The organism is Polycyclovorans algicola TG408 (assembly GCF_000711245.1).
GTDB lineage: Bacteria > Pseudomonadota > Gammaproteobacteria > Nevskiales > Nevskiaceae > Polycyclovorans > Polycyclovorans algicola.
The window spans coordinates 2,032,192-2,048,710 of sequence record NZ_JOMH01000001.1 but is presented as its reverse complement, the minus strand read 5'-3'; the positions used below and the strand labels follow the sequence as shown (position 1 = coordinate 2,048,710).

Here is a 16,519-nt window from a genome sequence, read left to right as displayed (position 1 = left end):
AATTCTGGGAGGATTACCGATGATGCCATTTTTGCGTGAGGTGACGGTCGGGATGCGCCTGATCGTGACCGGCGCGGTGCTGATCAGCCTGGGTGCTTGCGGGGATTCGATCTCAGTCGATACCGGGGGGAGCGACGCCGAAGCGCCGACGACCCGGCCCGATTTTGGCGGCGTGCGCAACGCGAGTTGCGATGACACGGGCCGCTCGATGCCGGGGGCGCCACCGGTCGGTGAAAGCCGTGACGGGCTGGTCTGCCGCATCAGCATTCCGTCGCCCGTCAATCCGCAAGATGACGTGGTGTTCCAGGTCTTCGAACCGGTCACGCTCACCGGCGGTGAGTTCTATCCCCTGGTGCTTGAAGGGCACGGCTTCTCGTCCAGTCGCCAGACCGATGATGGGGGCGCCGGGGTCCCGGGCCTGTCGTCGCCAATTGGTGCCTTGCGCGATGCGGGCTACGGCATCATCAGCATCGACCAGGCGGGTCACGGTGAAACCGGCGGCACGATTCGCATCATGGACCCCGACCAGGAAGGCCGGATGCTGGTCGCCATTCTCGACTGGCTGGAGGTCAACCTCGACTGGTACGCGGTCGGCCCCGACCTTGCAGCGGGCTCCGACAACATGGTGCTCGGCGCCATCGGTCCCAGTTACGGCGGCGGCTACCAGCACGTGCTGCACGCCGTCGACGCCAAGCAGCGCCTCGACGCGCTGGTGCCGCAAATTACTTGGCATGACCTCACCTACAGCCTCAATCCCGGTGGCGTGATCAAGGCACTGTGGGCGTCGATCCTGTTCGGCATCGGCAATACGGCGGGCGGCGGCGGCAACTTCGATCCGTTCGTGACCGACACCTTCGTGGGCGGTCTGGCTGCCAACCGCATTGCCCCGCTCGGTCAGGATTTATTGCGCTACCACGGGCCCGGCTATTTCTGTGACGGCGTGCCGGTGGCCACCAATGGCGGCGCCGACACCGCACCGGGTTTCGAGCCGGTCCTGCCGGGTCCGGTGCACGTGCTTTACTTTCAGGGCATGCGCGACACGCTGTTCAATTTCACCGAGGCCCAGCGCAATTTCGAGTGCTATCGCAACCTTGGCGGCGACGTGCGCCTGCTCAGTTATCAGGCAGGCCACAACTCGCTGCAGGTGGTGCCTGACCCGGTGGCGCTGGTCACGCAACCCGATGGGGTGTTGGATTTTGACTGCGGCGCGATCAATGCCGACGTTGCGACGATCGCCTGGTTCGACGAGTACCTGAAGGGTATTCCCGGCGCCGCCAACGCGGTGCTCGGCGCCGAGCCGGTGTGCCTGTCACTGTCGCCCGGCGACGCGGTGCGCGCCGAGGACGTGACGGTGGGCGGCAGCGGGTTCACCGTGCCGGAAACCGGCACGCTGGCCGGGGTGAACCGGGTCCGTGCCATTGCACCGCTGTACACCGCCGCCGCAGATGGCGAAGTGCTGGCCGGGGTGCCAACGGTCGATCTCATGCTGACGGCCGACGCGCCAGAATTGCTGCAAGACCCCGACAACGTGATTGTCTTTGTCGGCACCGGCCGCAGCCGCAACGGCATTTGGGAGTTGGCTGACAATCAGGTACAGCCGCTGCGCGGCATCGGGCGTCATCAGATCGCTCTGCCGGGCATCGGTGAGCGCCTGTCCGCCGGGGACCAGGTCGGCCTGTTGCTCTTCGGGCTTCACGAGCAATACCTGATCACCGGCGGCGTGAATGTTGCCGACCCAGTCATTGCCGCTGTGTCGATCACCGGCAGCGCCGCCATGCCACTGCTCGGGGTACAGCCTTGAGCGCGTCACGGTCCGATCCACGACGCTGGTTTGTCCACGATCAGGGCAAGGGCCGCCCGCTGGTGTTGCTGCACGGCCTCGGCATGAGCCATGCGGCGTGGGCGCCGGTGATCGATACCCTGGCTGCGCAGCGCCGGGTGCTGGCGTTTGACGTAGCCGGTTTCGGGCTCAGCCCGCGCCTGCCGGACGGCGCTGCACCAACGCTCGACGCCCTCGCGGCGCAACTCGCTCACGAGCTGGCCGCACTTGGCATCCACACACCGGTGGACGTGGCCGGCAACTCCATGGGGGGCGGCATGGCGCTGGCGCTCGCCGAAATGGGGATGGCGCGCAGTGTGGCGGCGCTGTCGCCCGCCGGATTGTGGCCCGATGAGGGGCCGTGGCACACCGAGCCGTTCCTTAAAGGTCTGTACTTTGCGTTGGGCCGTGCGCGCCCCGCGACGGAATGGCTGCTGGGGTTCGCAGCCGCGCGTTCGGCGCTGCTGAGCGTGCCGATCAGTGTGCGCGGCCATCGCATTCCGGCCGCCGTGGCGCGCCGTCAGGTTCGCGAACTGGTCCAGGCGCAGGGCTTCATGCCAACCCTCAAGGCCATTGGCCCGCTGAGCGATCCGCGGTCGATCAGCGTCCCGGTGTCAGTGGCCTTTGGCCGACTCGACTTGTTGCTGACCCGCCGCGCGCGCCGCCGCGACCGTCTGCCGCCACACGCCCGCTGGTCACGCCCTGCAGGCTGGGGGCACGTGCCCATGTGGGACGACCCGGGCGGCGTGGCCCAGTGGATACTCGACGCCACAGCCTGAGACAATCGCGGCCATGAGCGATTCTGACGAAACAATGGGCCTCGATTACCCCGCTGCGCGAGCCTGGCGATGGCGAGATGGCCACTTTCAGGCGATTGCGCACCTGCATCGGGTCGACGCCGATGGCTTGCTGGGCATCGACCGGGTCAAAAGTCAGTTTCTCGACAACCTTGCGCAGTTTGTCGCGGGCCATCCGGCCAATCACACGCTGCTGACCGGCGCGCGCGGCACCGGCAAGTCGTCGCTGGTTAAGGCCGGCCTCGCGCGCTTTGCCGACGCCGGCCTGCGCGGCATCGAGGTATCGCCGCATGACCTGACCGATCTGCCCGACATTGTCGCCCCGCTGCGCGACCGAGAAGAACGCTACCTGCTCTATGTCGACGACTTCACCGTCGGCCGTCACGACCCGGCGCTGACCGCACTGAAGACCGCACTCGACGGCGGCCTCGATGCGCCGGTCGAGAACGTGCTGATCGTCGCCACCAGCAATCGCCGCTATCTGATGCCCAGCCTCAAATCCGACAACGAGGAATACCGCTGGGAAAACGACGAACTGCATCCCGGTGAGTCGACCGAATCAACGGTGAGCCTGTCAGAGCGCTTCGGGTTATGGCTGTCGTTTCATGCCTTCAGCCAGGCCCAGTACCTTGATGCCGTACGTCATCACCTGCAGAGCTTCGGTCATGCGGCATGGGATGACGAGTTGGCGGTGTTGGCCCAGCGCTGGGCACTGATGCGCGGTTCACGATCCGGACGCGTGGCCCAGCAATTCGCCCGCGACGTGGCGGGCAAGGCACAGATGAAACACGCGTAACAGCGCGCCCACAAAAAAACCGCCCATTCACCAGGGCGGTTTTTTTATGTGGTGAAAACGCGCGGCGTCAACTCGATTGACGCTGCGCAGAGGCCTCTTCAAGCATCTGCTGCAACTCGCCCGACTGGTGCAGGTCGAGGGTGATGTCGCAGCCACCGATCAGCTCACCCTTCACGTACAACTGCGGAAACGTCGGCCAGTTGGCGAACTTCGGGAGCGCGCGATAAATCTCTTCGTCTTCGTAAATATTAACGTAGCCGAACGGGACGCCGCAGGACTTCAGCGCGCCAACGGTCCGGGCCGAAAAACCACACTGCGGAAAATCGGGAGAACCTTTCATGTAAAGCATCACCGGGTTCTCGGTGACTTGCTGCTTGATGCGTTCGAGTGCGTCCATCGTGGCCTCGGCAGGTTTGGGTGGGCAACGGCACGGTCAGTTGTAGCGACCTAACGGCAGCGTTGCAAGGGTCGTGCCGCGCGCGTTCCTGTGATCAGACACTGATGCGCCACAGGCGTTCATCAGGAGGTTTGCAGACTGACGACAACGATCAAAATACGGCCTTTGCGTCCGTGCAGGCGCGCGATCATAGCACCGCCAGACCCGTCAAAAGGCGCGATGGGTGTCACGGCCCTGAGACACAAAAAAGACCCCTACACAGGAGCCTTGATTGACCATGCCAATATTGCGAATGGTCGGGGCGATAGGATTCGAACCTACGACCCCCTGCCCCCCAGGCAGGTGCGCTACCAAGCTGCGCTACGCCCCGACGATCACAAAAACCGACCCAAGGATTATACCGCGCCTGGCGCGGGCGCCGCAGCTTTATTTCAGCGCTGCGGCTTGTCCGGCAACAGACGTAGCAACGACTCCAACTCGTCGCGCAGGTGACCGATTTCGCTCTGGCGATCCTGTCGTGCAGTGGGCGCGGACTGTCCGCTTTCAGCATGACTGGAGCGCTGCAGGTCACGCAGGCGCTGGCGCGCCCCGGTAATGGTGAACCCTTCTTCGTAGAGCAGACTGCGGATCATGCGCACCATCTGCACGTCGTCCTGCTGGTAGTAGCGCCGGTTGCCACGCCGCTTCAGCGGCTTGAGCTGCGGAAACTCCTGCTCCCAATAGCGCAGCACGTGCGGGCGCACATCGCACAAGGTGGCGACTTCGCCGATGGCAAAATAGCGCTTGTCGGGAATCTGCGGCAGTGCTTCGGTGGGCGTTTCAAGTGCGCGCATCTACGTCCACCCTCAGTCGTAATTTTTGTCCAGGACGAAACGTCACCACCCGTCGCGCGGAAATGGGAATCTCTTCGCCGGTCTTGGGGTTGCGCCCGGGACGGCTGTTCTTGGTCCGCAGTTCGAAATTGCCGAACCCTGACACCTTGACCTCGTCGCCCTGCTCAAGGCAGTTACGAATGGTCTCGAAGAACAAGTCGACAAACTCCTTGGCTTCCCGCTTGTTCAAGCCCAGGTCATCGAACAACGCTTCGGCAATTTCAGCTTTGGTCAGCGCCACCGCGTTCCCCGTATGGTCAGGCTCGCACCGACGCTTGGCATTGGATTTTCCATTGCTCCACCAGCGTCGCCACGCATCGATCAATTTCTTCAGTTGTCAGCGTTCGTGAATAGTCGTTGAAAATCAAGCCGATCGCAACACTTTTGAAGCCTTCACCCAACGACTCGCCTCGGTAAAGGTCGAAGACCTTGACCTCGACCAGCGGAATATCGGCCTGGGCGCGCGCGCAATCAACCAAATGCTGCACCGGCAGGGCCTCGGCCACCACCAACGCCAGGTCACGGCGGCTGGACGGGTACTCCGACAGCGCCTGGGCGCGCGGCACACGGCGCTCGCGCACCGCATCGGCGCTAACTTCGAACATCAGCACCGGGTCGGGCAGGTCCAGTGCCTGTTGCCGGGCGGGATGGATGCGGCCCGCCCAACCCACCGGGCGGTCCCCCAGCCGCAGTTGCGCCGACTGGCCGGGGTGCAATGCCGGATGTGCCGCTGCGACAAACACCAGATCGGGCGCCAGCGGACCAAACAGCGCTTCGAGGTCGGCCTTCAGATCGAAGAAATCGACCGCGCGGTCGGACTGGTCCCATTGCTCGGTCGCTGCCGAACCGCTCAGGAGACCGCCGATGACTTCATGTTCCTCAAAGCCGTCGGCCGTGGCGGCGAAACACACGCCGATCTCGAACAGCCGCTGGCGCAGCGCTTGACGCTGAAGGTTGAAACGGTACGTGTGCAGCAGCCCAGGCCAGAGGCTGGCGCGAAGTTCGCCCAGCGTCTCGGCAATCGGGTTGTCGACCGCCACACGTGCGAGGTTGGGCAGCAGGTCCGCCTGGGTGCCAGCATCGGTGAAGGCAAGGTTGACCACCTCAAACCAACCGCGCGCCACCAGCACGTCGCGAACCCGGTTTAAAGGCTGCAGGCGCTCTGGCAGCGGCGCCGGCGCCAGGGCGGCGGCATATGGCTGGGCGGCGATCCGGTCATAACCCAGAAGCCGGGCGATCTCTTCAATCAGGTCGACTTCAAGCTGCAGATCGGTGCGGTGGCTGGGCACCTTGACCTGCCAGCTGCCGCCGCGCTCGTGGCGCAGGGTCATGCCCAGCCGGCTCAGCAGAGCTTCGACGTCCTTGGGCGGCACTGCCACACCCAGCAGTTGTTCGATACGCGCGTGGCGCAAGTTGAGACCCGCCAACTCGGGCTGGTGACGACCGGCCTGAGTGATGGGGTGCACCTCGCCGCCACAGATCTGCACGATGAGTTGGCTCGCCCGGTCCAGTGCAATGCGCTGCAGGCCGGGATCAACTCCGCGCTCGAATCGATGCGATGAGTCGGAATGAAGCTTGTGGCGGCGCGCGGTGCCAGCGACCGCAGGCGGCGCAAACAGTGCCGATTCGAGAAAGATGGCCTCGGTCTCGCGCACGACGCCCGTCGGCTTGCCGCCCATGACGCCGGCCAAGGCAATCGGCCCTGAGTCATCGGCGATCACCAGTTCGCCATGGGCCAGCGCAACCTGCTGGTCGTTGAGCAGCGTCAGCGACTCACCGGGCTTGGCGTGGCGTACCGTCACGCCGCCCTGCAACTTGGCCAGGTCGAAGGCGTGCATGGGCTGCCCAAGTTCAATCATCACGAAGTTGGTGATGTCGACAATCGGGTGAATGCAGCGGATGCCACTGCGGCGCAGACGTTCGCGCATCCAGTCCGGCGTGCGGCGGCCCGGCTTCAACCGCTTGATCATGCGGCCGGCGTACAGCGGGCAAGCGTCCCCGTCAGCGACCTCTACCTTGAGCACCTTGTCACCGACGACCACGGCGGGCGGCAGGCTCGGCCGTCGCATCGGGATATCGGTCAGTGCCGACACCTCGCGCGCCAAGCCCAGTACCGACAGACAGTCGCCACGGTTGGGGGTGAGTTCCAGCGCCAAAATGGTGTCGTTGAGCGCCAGATGTTCCGCCACCGGCGTGCCGGGCCGGACGTTGTCGTCAAGCTCCAGAAGGCCATCGGCCTTGTCGACCAGGCCAAGCTCTTCAGCCGAACACAGCATGCCGGCGCTGTCGACCCCGCGCAGGTTGGCCTGGGTGATGGTGATGCCATTGGGCAGCACCGTACCGACCGTGGCGCAGGGCACAACGATGCCGACCCGCGCGTTGCTGGCGCCACAGACGATGGTCAGCGGCTGGGCTTGGCCCACCTCGACCGTGCAAACCTGCAGACGATCCGCCTGCGGATGTGGCACTGCCGCGATGATCTTGCCGGCGAGAATGCCCGCCAGATCCCGGCCGGGCTGTGGCAGGGCCTCACCCTCCAGGCCGGCCAGGGTCAGCCGGGTGGCCAGCTCGGCAGGCGTCTCGTCGAACGCGACCCATTCCCGCAACCAGTTCAGACTCAGTTTCATGATTCAGATACTCGTGACATCCGCCCGCGCAAACGCCGGAGCGCCAGCGGGTTTATTGGAATTGGGCAAGAAACCGCAGGTCGTTGGCAAAAAACTGCCGAAGATCGTTGACGCCGTAACGCAGCATGGCGAAGCGTTCGACACCCAGCCCGAAAGCGAAGCCGGTGTAGCGCTCCGGGTCCAGCGACACGGCCTCAAACACCTTGGGGTGCACCATGCCGCAGCCCAGCACCTCCAGCCAGCGACCCTGCTCATCAAGGATGTCGACCTCGGCCGACGGCTCGGTAAACGGAAAATAACTGGGGCGAAAACGCACGGTCACCTCGCGTTCGAAGAAGCGCGCCAGAAACCGCTTCAATTCGTGCTGCAGGTCGGCGAAAGAGACGTTCTCGGCCACGTACAAGCCTTCAACCTGGTGAAACATCGGGCTGTGCGTGCGATCCGAATCGCAGCGATAGACCCGCCCGGGCGCGATGACCCGCACCGGCGGTGCGCCGCCGGCCGCCAGCAAGGCCTCCAGCGTGCGGATCTGCACCGGGCTGGTGTGGGTGCGCAATACCTTGTCGCCATTGCCGACATAGAAGGTGTCGTGCATGGCCCGCGCAGGGTGAAATTCAGGAATGTTCAACGCCGAGAAATTATGAAAGTCGTCCTCAATCTCGGGACCTTCGACCGTGGAAAACCCAAGATCGTTGAACAGACGCTCGATGCGTTGCACCGTGCGGGTGATCGGGTGCAGCCCCCCCGCCCGCTCGCCGCGCGCCGGCATGCCGACATCAATGCGCTCGGCTGCAATTCGGGCTTCGAGCGCGGCGGCGGCCAGCACGGACTGACGTGACTCGATCAGCGCAGTCACCGCCTGCTTGATGCGGTTCACCTTCTCGCCGAAGGCTTTTTTTTCGTAGCCGGTGAGCTGCGCCAACTGCTTGAGCTGCTCGGTGATTCGGCCCTTTTTGCCCAGCCATTCGACACGACACTGTTCCAGTGCGCGCAGGTCCGTCGCTGCCGCGATGGACTGCTCGGCAGCCTGCTGCAACGTATCCAGCGATTCGTTCATTCCCCAAGCTCCATGCGTGATGCCTCACGTCTTTGCCCAACAAAAAAGGGTGGCTGATAGCAGCCACCCTTTTGATCTGAAACAACCCGGCTTAAGCGATGGCGGCTTTGGCCTGCTCGACGAGCTTGGCAAACGCCGGCTTGTCGTGCACGGCCAAGTCGGCCAGCACCTTACGGTCGAGCGCGATGTTGGCCTTGCTCAAACCGTGAATGAAGCGGCTGTAGCTCAGCCCGTTCTCAACGCTGGCGGCGCCGATGCGGACGATCCACAGCGAGCGGAATTCACGCTTCTTGACGCGACGGTCGCGGTAGGCGTACTGACCGGCCTTGATGACCGCCTGCTTGGCCACACGGAAGACGCGTGAGCGTGCGCCGTAATAGCCCTTCGCCTTGTTGAGGACTTTCTTGTGGCGCGCACGCGCCGTAACACCACGTTTAACTCTTGCCATTGAATATTCTCCTTAGTCGATCAGGCGTAGGGCAGCATCTGCCGCACTTCACGGACGTCCACTGCAGCCACCTGGGCGGTGCCGCGAAGCTGACGAATCCGCTTTGCCGATTTCTTGGTGAGAATATGGCGTTTGTAAGCTTGGCCGCGCTTGAATCCGCCTTTGCCGGTTTTGGCAAAACGCTTGGCCGCGCTCTTGATCGTTTTGATCTTGGGCATGGGTATGACTCCTTTTTGACGTAGACCGGCTTCGCATCCCGCCCCCGGGAGCTAACCGAGCCTTCCAAACCATTTGGAAGGACTTCATTTTGAAAACGCTGATGAATTCTCTGGCGATGATTCATCGGCGTTTCCTTCTTTATCGAGCAGGACACGACCGCATGTGCCCGCTCACAACCCGTACTGCTTACCGCGACAGGCATGAAGCCTGTATCCAACAAACCGGTGCACCGTCCGACTCAGCGGCGCCGCGGCGCCAGCATCATCACCGCCTGACGACCTTCCATGCGCGGGAAGGACTCAACACTGGCGATGTCATCGACATCGTTACGAACCCGCTCCATCAACTGCTGGCCCAACTCCTGGTGCGCCATCTCACGGCCGCGAAACCTCAGCGTGACCTTGATCTTGTCGCCTTCTTCCAGAAAGCCGCGCATCTGGCGCATTTTGTTCTGGTAGTCGCCAATGTCGGTTCCCGGCCGGAATTTGATTTCCTTGACCTGGGTGATTTTCTGCTTCTTCTTGGCGGCATGGGAGGCCTTGTCCTTTTGATAAAGGTACTTGCCGTAATCCATGATCTTGCAGACCGGGGGCTCGGCGTTGGGGGAAATTTCCACCAGATCCATGCCGTTTTCTTCTGCCCGCACGATGGCATCGCGCGTCAACATGATGCCTACCTGCTCGCCGTCTTCTGCAATTACCCTTACACGCGGCGCGGTGATCTCCCCATTGCGCCGGTCATCACGATCTTGAGCGATGTTCAAATCCTCTTCGTTTTGGTTCAACGGCGGCCCCAGGCCACCATCACTTTGCGCCCAAGGGGGCACGGACAACGCGTGAGTGTAAGGGACAGGCGCGATGGACTCAATATCTGCATGCGCTCTTTTTACCGCGAGCACCCCTCGAACTGATGGAAAGCGACCGGGCCCCTACCGGCACCCGGTCCCGAATCGCCGCCCCGTCTCAGGGGGCTTCGGCGCGCAGCGCCTCAGCTTGAATCCGCAGCTTCACCTGGCCCAGCGGACCCTCGGCGTATTTGTCCATGCCGAAGTCGGCGCGGTTGAACTCGCCGGTCGCGTCGACGCCGCAAACTTCACGCTTGAGAAACGGGTGCTCGATGCACTTGAAGCTGGCAATGCTCAGCGTCAATGGTTTGGTGTTGCCGAGCAGGGTCATTTGGCCATCGACGCCGCTGGGCTGACCGTCGGTGAAGGTGATCTTGCCGGTATAGGTGATCGTCGGGTGCTCGCCAACGTTGAAGAAGTCCTCGTTGATCGCGTGTTCGTTCATCTTGTCGTGCCCGAAATCGACACTGGCCGCATCCAAGGTGATGTCGACGGTGCCGGTCTGCGCTTCCCGATCGAGCGTCACGCTGCCCTGGCTGGTGTTGATCTTGCCGCGCCACCACGAGATGCCCATGTGCGGCGCCTCGAACGATGGGTAGGTGTGCGACGGATCGACGGTGTAGCTCACCGGCGCCGCGTGGGACGCCGTGGCCGCCAGTCCCAGGGTGATGGCGGTCGCCGCCGCGATGCTTGCGATTTTCATTGAGAACTCCTAATCAAACAGATGGTTGACGACACTCACTGAGCATCGGGCTGAAAAATACTGAACCGCACCAGCACGGTGTCATCGACGACCCCGTCCCAGTCACTGCTGCCAATGTCGAAATCCTGCCGCTTCAACGGCCACTCGCCGCTGAAAAGGCGCCCGCCCTCTGCGGCGGCCACGCTGAGCTCGGTCGTCAACTCAACCTCATGACCCTTGAGTTTGAGTGCGCCGGTGACCTCAAAGCGGTTGTCCTCCAACGGCTTCAGGCCCTCGGCGGTGAACACCGCCTGCGGATGACGGGCGCTGTCCAGCCACTCGGGCTTGGCCACTTCTTCGTTGAAGTCGCGCATGCCGATGTCGAATCCGGTGGTGTCGATCACCAGCCGGGCGGCGCCGCCTGTCGGCGCCTCGGGGTCAAACTGGACCGTGCCCGACACCGTGGCGAACGCACCCTCCACCGGCACGCCCATCTGGCGCATGGTCGCGGTGACTCGGCTCTTGGCCGGATCGATCTCCACCGGGGTGGACGCGTGCGCCGCCACCAGCCCGGCGCCGGCGCCGGCGCCGGCGAGGATCAGCCCCATCAATGCAGACAGGATACGTTTACGACTCATTGGCGACTCCAGTAAGGCCGCATGCGGGTCAACAACCCGTCATGCTGGCGGTAGTGATGGTGCAGCGCTGCGGCCACATGGCCAAGCACCAATACCAACAGGCCGTTGTTCAACCAGCCGTGAACCGCGCGCAGCCGGTCGGCAGTGGCCTCATCTCGGGCCAACAGATCCGGCAGCGGCAGCACGCCGAACCAGACTGTCTGAATGCCGGCCGCTGACGAGTAAAGCCATCCGCTCAGCGGAATGACGAGCATCATCAGATAAAGCGCCCCGTGCCCGATCGAAGCGGCAACCCTCTGCCAGGCCGGTGTGGCGGGCGGCAGGGGCGGCGGGCGATGCGTCAGCCGCCAGACCAGCCGGAAAATCACGAACGCGAAAATGCTCACGCCCAACCACTTGTGCCAACTGATCAGCTTCAGTTTGAACGGCGAGAAGTCCATGCCATCGAGAATCGTGCCAGCGGTGAAGGCGCTGACAATCATCAGCGCCATCATCCAGTGCAGCGCAATCGCCACGCGGGAGTAGCGCGACGCGGCGGCCACCGCTGATGACATCGGTTTCATCGCGTGACTGTAAGCCGCCGCGCATTCAACAATAAAGTTCAATGAACTGAATCAATGCATCAGCTTTTTGCTTCAATGCCACCTCATCACCCCTGCATTTGCCGATGACCCTGCACCTCACATCCTTTTTCGGCGCAGACGCCGCCCTCATTGTCGACACAGCGGCGACGCTGCGCATTCGCGTGTTCCGCGACTGGCCCTACTTGTACGACGGCGATCTGGACTATGAACGCGACTACCTGCAGCGCTACGTGGCGTGCCCGGACGCGGTGATCGCCCTCGCCCACGACGGCGACATGCCGGTTGGCGCAACCACCGGACTGCCGCTGGTTGATGCCGCCGCCGACATGCAGGTCCCGTTCAAGACCGCCGGGCTGCCGCTGGCCGACTACTTCTATTGCGGCGAGTCGGTGGTCCTGCCCGAGGCGCGCGGTCGCGGCCTGGGCCATCAATTCTTTGATCTGCGCGAGGCTCAGGCGCGGGCACTCGGCTGCCACCACAGCGTGTTCTGCGCGGTGGATCGCCCGGCCGACCACCCGGCCCGGCCCGCGCGCTACCAAGGCAACGACGTGTTCTGGACCAAGCGCGGCTACCGGCGCAGGCCCGAGTGGCAATGCCAGTTCGAGTGGAAAGACGTGGGTGACGCGCATGAATCCACCAAAACACTCACCTACTGGGAGCGCACGCTTTAACCGAGGTTTGCAGGCCGGCCGTACTGCACAGCCAGAATCACCAATTCTCGCGACCCGGCCGGTAGTTTCACCTCGACCGTCTCGCCCACCCGCCGCCCGAGCAGGCCGCGCGCCAGCGGCGCGTCAATGCTGATCCAGCCCCGCGGCGCGTCGATTTCGTCGGCGCCCACCAGACGCCAGGTTTTGGACTGACCATCGGGCTCCTGGACCGTCACCCACGCGCCGAAGTAGACCCGATGCAGGTCCGACGGTGCGGTGTCGACCACCTTGAGGTTCTCGAGACGCGTCGTCAGGTACTGCAGGCGCCGGTCAATTTCGCGCAGCTCTTTCTTGCGATAGATGTACTCGGCATTCTCCGAACGATCACCCTCGGCGGCAGCCGCCGCCAGGGCCCGCACCACCTCGGGTCGCCGCTCGCGCCACAGGTGCTCAAACTCGGCCTTGAGGCGTGCCTGACCCTCGGCCGTGACGTAGGCCGATGACTGGGGGGCAGCGGGGCGCCAGCGGCTCATCGCACCAGCGCTGTCATGCGCGCAATCCGCTCGGCCTGAATACGGTTCAGGTTGCGGAATAGGGTCGCGGCGATACGCGGGTAACGCTGCCGCATGCGCTCAAGGTCAGCGGCGTTGAAGCGCAGCACGCGGGCATCGCGCGTCGCCTCGACGTGCGCGGTACGGCGCTGGCCAAAATATCCGGCCTCGCCGATCACCGCGCCCCGGGCCATGGTGGACAACCGCTTGCGGCCGGCGTCGCGCTCCACCCAGGCCTCAAAATGCCCGTCGACGACCACAAACATGTCGCGGGCTATTTCGCCCTCGCGAATCAGTAATTCGGTAGGCGCCAGCTTTTCGAGGCGCGCGGTCAAGGCGAACAGGCGCACCTGCCGCAGGCTGAGGCCGGAGAACAGCGGAATGGTGTGCTGCGGGTTCTGGCCCAGATCGAGCCGGATCAAATCCCACAAGGTGACAATGCGCAGCTTCGAGCCCAGCGCCGGCGTCACCGTCAGGTCAATGAGCCAGGCCACCGCGAGCGTCACCGACGCGAGCAGGCCGAATTGCACGTGACTTTGCAGATCGCTGCCGGTGAAGGCCAGAAAGCCGATCACCAAGCCGATGCTGGTCAATGTCACCGGCCGCAGGGTGTGGGCCAGCGCGTACTCGACGCCGGCCCGCTCATCACCCTTGCGCCGCGCGGCATCGTTGAAGCGCGCCAGAAACTGGATGGTGTCGTCCACCGCCACGCCGAGCACGATGCAGGCGATCAGGCTGGTGGTGGGGTTCAGCCCGATGCCGGTATAGCCCAACAACCCAAAGTACACGGCAATGACCGCCAGATTGGGCAGCAGGGCCAGTGCCGCCGCGCGTGCCGAATTGAACAGCAGCGCCAGCAATAGCCAGATCACCGCCACCGCCAGCGCCAGCGACTGCCACTGGCCGCCCGCCAATACCTCGACGGTGCGCGTGGCCAGCACCGGCATGCCGGTGAGGCTGGCGTCCAGCGGCCGTGGCAACTGCGACAGCCGCGCCTCGGCACGACGGACGAATTCGGCAATCGCCACCGAGTCATCAACCTTCAAGCGCAGGCTGATCACGGCACTGCGATGGCTGGCGTCGACCACCCGTTTGAGCGCGTCGGAGGCGCCAAACACCAGAATCTGCTTGGCCGCGGCGGCGCCGTCCGGCAGCGCAAAATAGGCCGGGTCACCGTCGTTGAGGCTCTGGTTGAGTACCTTCAAGTAGTCGACGTACGACAGGGCACCGCCGACTTCGGGTTGGCGCCGAAGCCAGTCCTGCAGGGCATCGAGCTCGCGCAGCAGGTCGGGCTCGGTCAGCGCGTCGTTGACGTAAGTCTCGACAAACACAGACACCAGCGTGGCGCCACCGAGTCGGCTGTTGAGCACCTCGAAGTCTTGGCGCAGCGGATTGTCCGCCGGAAAGTTGCGAATGTATTCGGCGCCGCTGCGAATCTGCGTGGCGCCGAGCGCAGCCACCAGCGTCAACAACACGCCGCCGCCAAGAATCAGCCCGCGATGACGAATCACCCACGCCGACAATCGCGGTGCAGCGGCACGCGCCCAGCGCAGGTCGGGCGCATCACGCATCGGCGCGCTGTGACTTCCGGGCATCAGGGCCGGTAGCAGCACGAGAATCAACACAATGGCGACCAGCACGCCAAACGCCGACAGCAAGGCGAACTCGCGAATCGCCGGCAATGGCGACAGGCTCAGTGCCAGAAAACCGGTGGCGGTGGTCGCGCCGCACAACGACAAAGGCAGACTCGCCCGCTCCAGCGCCTTGAGCCGGTCCGGGGCAGCGCCGTCGCGACCGGCCACCATCAATTCGCTGAGCACATGCACGGTGTACGAGAGACCCAGCGTGATCACCAACGCCGGCACGATCACCGTCACCATGTTGAATGACCAGCCCAGTTGCACCTGTAACGCCGTGGTCCACAACAGGGTAATGGTGAGCGTCAGCGCAGCCGCCAACGTCGCCCGCAACGAGCGGAATGCCAGCCACAGCAGCGCCAGCAACAGGGCCACCAGTAACGGCAAAATCACGCTCAGCGTGCTCAGCAGCGCGTCGGTGGTCGCCGCCTGAATCGCGCTCGCCCCTGTCAGACGGACCCGCGTCACGCCATCAACCTTGGCCGCATCGCGCAGGCGGGCGTCAAGATCGGCGGCGAGGTACTGGCGCGCATCGACACCGTCCAGGGTCACGACCAATGCCGCCATGCGACCGTCGTCGGTCACCAACGAACCGGCGTACAGGGGGTTGTCGGCCACCTGCCGGGCCATGCCGCCGATGCTGGCGGGGTCGGCCTCGGCCTGACGGCTGAAACTGCTGACGTCCAGCGTCTCTTCGCTCGCCAGCAGGTTGGGCACCGTGGCCAGCGAGGCAACATCGCGCACACCGCTAATTGCCCGAACCCGCCGGGTTGCGCTTTCGACGGCGCGCAGCCCTTCGGACGTGAAGACCGCCGCCATCTCCAGCCCGACAATCAACTGGTCGGGCGCGCCGAAGGTGACGCTGAGGCGCTCGAAGGCCTGCTGCGCGGGCTCATCGTCGGGCAGCAGCCGATCCAGCGTCGGGTCAATGGCCAAGCGCACACCGCCGCGCGGCCAGTCGACAATCATCGCGGCAGCGAGCAGTGACAGTAGGGCCACCACCAGCAGCGTTCGCCGTGGGTGCCGAACACCCTGCTCCAGCACCTGGCGCAGGGCGACCCTCACAGGCCGAGGTAGAACGACCGGGGGTTGAACAGCCGCTCCGGCATCTCGGTGCCGACTTCGACGTCCTCCACCGTCAAATCGGTGCTGGATTCGGCCAGGCGATCTTCAACCCGCACGTTATCTGCGTACCACTGCCCGGCCGGCAACTGTTTTAGGCTGGCTGCCGGGCTGCTGATGCGCTTGATGACGGCGTCACCGGCAAACAGGTCGATCTGCAGGGCCACGCAGGCGTCGCGCGAAACCCAGGCCTGCATCCGCTCGGCACCCTCGTCGTCCTGCTCGCGAATCACTTCAAGGTGAAAAACCGGTGTACCGGCCAGTTCAATTTCGCCCAACAACGTCACCTGATCGCCGTAAAACGCGTCATGAATCTGCCGCAGGTCGTTGTAGCTGAAGTCGGTGCCAAACACCGTGTTATTGCGCCCCCCGCCGACCACGCGCCGTACGCGGTTCAGGGCGGGCAGGTAGAGATACATTTCGTCGCGGCCGTCACGCGTTTCGCGGCTGAGGTAGGCGGCGTCCTTGAGGTCCGGCGGCGCATCCAGTCGCAAATTGGCGCGCATCAGGCCGTCGGCTCGGCTGGCGACGAGACGCCCGGTCAGGACCCGCTGCGCCCGCCCGCGGTCGGTGGTGACGAATTGCACCTGCTGCACGCGAACCGTCTCGGGCACATTGGCGCGCATGCAGTCGGTCACCTCGGCCAGGGTCACGGCGCTGGCCGGCGAAGCCGCCAAGAGAACCAGGCCCGCCACTGCCAGGCCTTGCACGGCCGTGCGAGTGGTCGACCGTCGCGGCACTGCCTGTCGCTTGCTGGCCGTCATCAACGTCTCCCCGAT

The 16,519-nt window shown here is 64.2% G+C and carries 18 protein-coding genes and 1 tRNA gene; 4 read left to right on the top strand and 15 right to left on the bottom strand.

The features are described from left to right. Nucleotides 1-19 precede the first annotated feature (19 nt). The 3 genes from U741_RS0109770 to U741_RS0109760 are packed head-to-tail and all read left to right on the top strand — an operon-like array spanning nt 20 to nt 3,412. Complete coding sequence (locus tag U741_RS0109770; protein WP_029890287.1) at nt 20-1,801, top strand: alpha/beta hydrolase; 1,782 nt, start codon at nt 20-22, stop codon at nt 1,799-1,801. After that, on the top strand, nt 1,798-2,598 hold the full coding sequence (locus U741_RS0109765; RefSeq protein ID WP_084154783.1) for an alpha/beta hydrolase: 801 nt from the start codon (nt 1,798-1,800) through the stop codon (nt 2,596-2,598). The genes U741_RS0109770 and U741_RS0109765 overlap by 4 nt, the downstream gene beginning before the upstream one ends. A gap of 13 nt (nt 2,599-2,611) precedes the next feature. Continuing rightward, the gene (locus U741_RS0109760; RefSeq protein WP_235200247.1) at nt 2,612-3,412 is read left to right on the top strand and encodes an ATP-binding protein; all 801 of its coding nucleotides are present in this window, start codon (nt 2,612-2,614) and stop codon (nt 3,410-3,412) included. Between the two features lie 67 nt (nt 3,413-3,479). Here U741_RS0109760 and grxD read toward each other — a convergent pair whose 3' ends face one another. The 12 genes from grxD to U741_RS0109700 all read right to left on the bottom strand — a co-directional run bounded on the left by grxD (nt 3,480) and on the right by U741_RS0109700 (nt 11,750). Then, entirely contained in the window at nt 3,480-3,809 is a 330-nt protein-coding gene (gene grxD, locus U741_RS0109755; RefSeq protein WP_029890284.1) for a Grx4 family monothiol glutaredoxin, read from the bottom strand. 293 nt (nt 3,810-4,102) lie between these two features. Next, a tRNA-Pro gene (locus U741_RS0109750) sits at nt 4,103-4,179 on the bottom strand. A gap of 61 nt (nt 4,180-4,240) precedes the next feature. Then, nucleotides 4,241-4,642, bottom strand: coding sequence for a MerR family transcriptional regulator (locus U741_RS19975; RefSeq protein WP_029890283.1), 402 nt, complete (start codon nt 4,640-4,642; stop codon nt 4,241-4,243). Further along, nucleotides 4,629-4,922 carry an integration host factor subunit alpha gene (locus tag U741_RS0109740; protein ID WP_029890282.1) on the bottom strand — a complete coding sequence of 98 codons (294 nt, stop codon included), beginning with the start codon at nt 4,920-4,922 and terminating at the stop codon, nt 4,629-4,631. Before U741_RS0109740 ends, U741_RS19975 begins: the two co-directional genes overlap by 14 nt. A 16-nt stretch (nt 4,923-4,938) precedes the next feature. Next, nucleotides 4,939-7,308 carry a phenylalanine--tRNA ligase subunit beta gene (pheT, locus tag U741_RS0109735; RefSeq protein ID WP_029890281.1) on the bottom strand — a complete coding sequence of 790 codons (2,370 nt, stop codon included), beginning with the start codon at nt 7,306-7,308 and terminating at the stop codon, nt 4,939-4,941. Nucleotides 7,309-7,360: 52 nt separating this feature from the next. Continuing rightward, the gene (locus U741_RS0109730; protein ID WP_029890280.1) at nt 7,361-8,365 is read right to left on the bottom strand and encodes a phenylalanine--tRNA ligase subunit alpha; all 1,005 of its coding nucleotides are present in this window, start codon (nt 8,363-8,365) and stop codon (nt 7,361-7,363) included. A 91-nt stretch (nt 8,366-8,456) separates the two neighbouring features. Further along, nucleotides 8,457-8,813 (bottom strand): 50S ribosomal protein L20, encoded by a 357-nt coding sequence (gene rplT, locus U741_RS0109725; RefSeq protein WP_029890279.1) that lies wholly within the window; start codon nt 8,811-8,813, stop codon nt 8,457-8,459. Nucleotides 8,814-8,833: 20 nt separating this feature from the next. Continuing rightward, entirely contained in the window at nt 8,834-9,031 is a 198-nt protein-coding gene (rpmI, locus tag U741_RS0109720) for a 50S ribosomal protein L35 (protein ID WP_029890278.1), read from the bottom strand. A gap of 239 nt (nt 9,032-9,270) precedes the next feature. After that, on the bottom strand, nt 9,271-9,795 hold the full coding sequence (gene infC / locus U741_RS0109715; protein ID WP_029890277.1) for a translation initiation factor IF-3: 525 nt from the start codon (nt 9,793-9,795) through the stop codon (nt 9,271-9,273). Nucleotides 9,796-9,994: 199 nt separating this feature from the next. After that, on the bottom strand, nt 9,995-10,579 hold the full coding sequence (locus U741_RS0109710; RefSeq protein ID WP_029890276.1) for a YceI family protein: 585 nt from the start codon (nt 10,577-10,579) through the stop codon (nt 9,995-9,997). 35 nt (nt 10,580-10,614) lie between these two features. After that, the gene (locus U741_RS0109705; RefSeq protein ID WP_084154782.1) at nt 10,615-11,196 is read right to left on the bottom strand and encodes a YceI family protein; all 582 of its coding nucleotides are present in this window, start codon (nt 11,194-11,196) and stop codon (nt 10,615-10,617) included. Further along, entirely contained in the window at nt 11,193-11,750 is a 558-nt protein-coding gene (locus U741_RS0109700) for a cytochrome b (RefSeq protein WP_029890274.1), read from the bottom strand. Before U741_RS0109700 ends, U741_RS0109705 begins: the two co-directional genes overlap by 4 nt. Before the next feature lie 113 nt (nt 11,751-11,863). Here U741_RS0109700 and U741_RS0109695 point away from each other — a divergent pair, with 113 nt between their 5' ends. Next, nucleotides 11,864-12,451 (top strand): GNAT family N-acetyltransferase, encoded by a 588-nt coding sequence (locus U741_RS0109695; protein ID WP_029890273.1) that lies wholly within the window; start codon nt 11,864-11,866, stop codon nt 12,449-12,451. On the opposite strand, the gene greB is transcribed toward U741_RS0109695, so the two are convergent. From greB to U741_RS0109680, 3 genes are read right to left on the bottom strand one after another with little or no spacing between them, the layout of a single operon-like run. Beyond that, nucleotides 12,448-12,963 (bottom strand): transcription elongation factor GreB, encoded by a 516-nt coding sequence (gene greB / locus U741_RS0109690; RefSeq protein WP_029890272.1) that lies wholly within the window; start codon nt 12,961-12,963, stop codon nt 12,448-12,450. The genes U741_RS0109695 and greB overlap by 4 nt on opposite strands. Next, the gene (locus U741_RS0109685; protein WP_235200240.1) at nt 12,960-15,683 is read right to left on the bottom strand and encodes an MMPL family transporter; all 2,724 of its coding nucleotides are present in this window, start codon (nt 15,681-15,683) and stop codon (nt 12,960-12,962) included. The genes greB and U741_RS0109685 overlap by 4 nt, the downstream gene beginning before the upstream one ends. After that, nucleotides 15,680-16,504: an outer membrane lipoprotein-sorting protein gene (locus tag U741_RS0109680; protein WP_084154781.1), complete on the bottom strand. Its 825-nt coding sequence runs from the start codon at nt 16,502-16,504 to the stop codon at nt 15,680-15,682. Before U741_RS0109680 ends, U741_RS0109685 begins: the two co-directional genes overlap by 4 nt. Nucleotides 16,505-16,519: the final 15 nt, after the last annotated feature.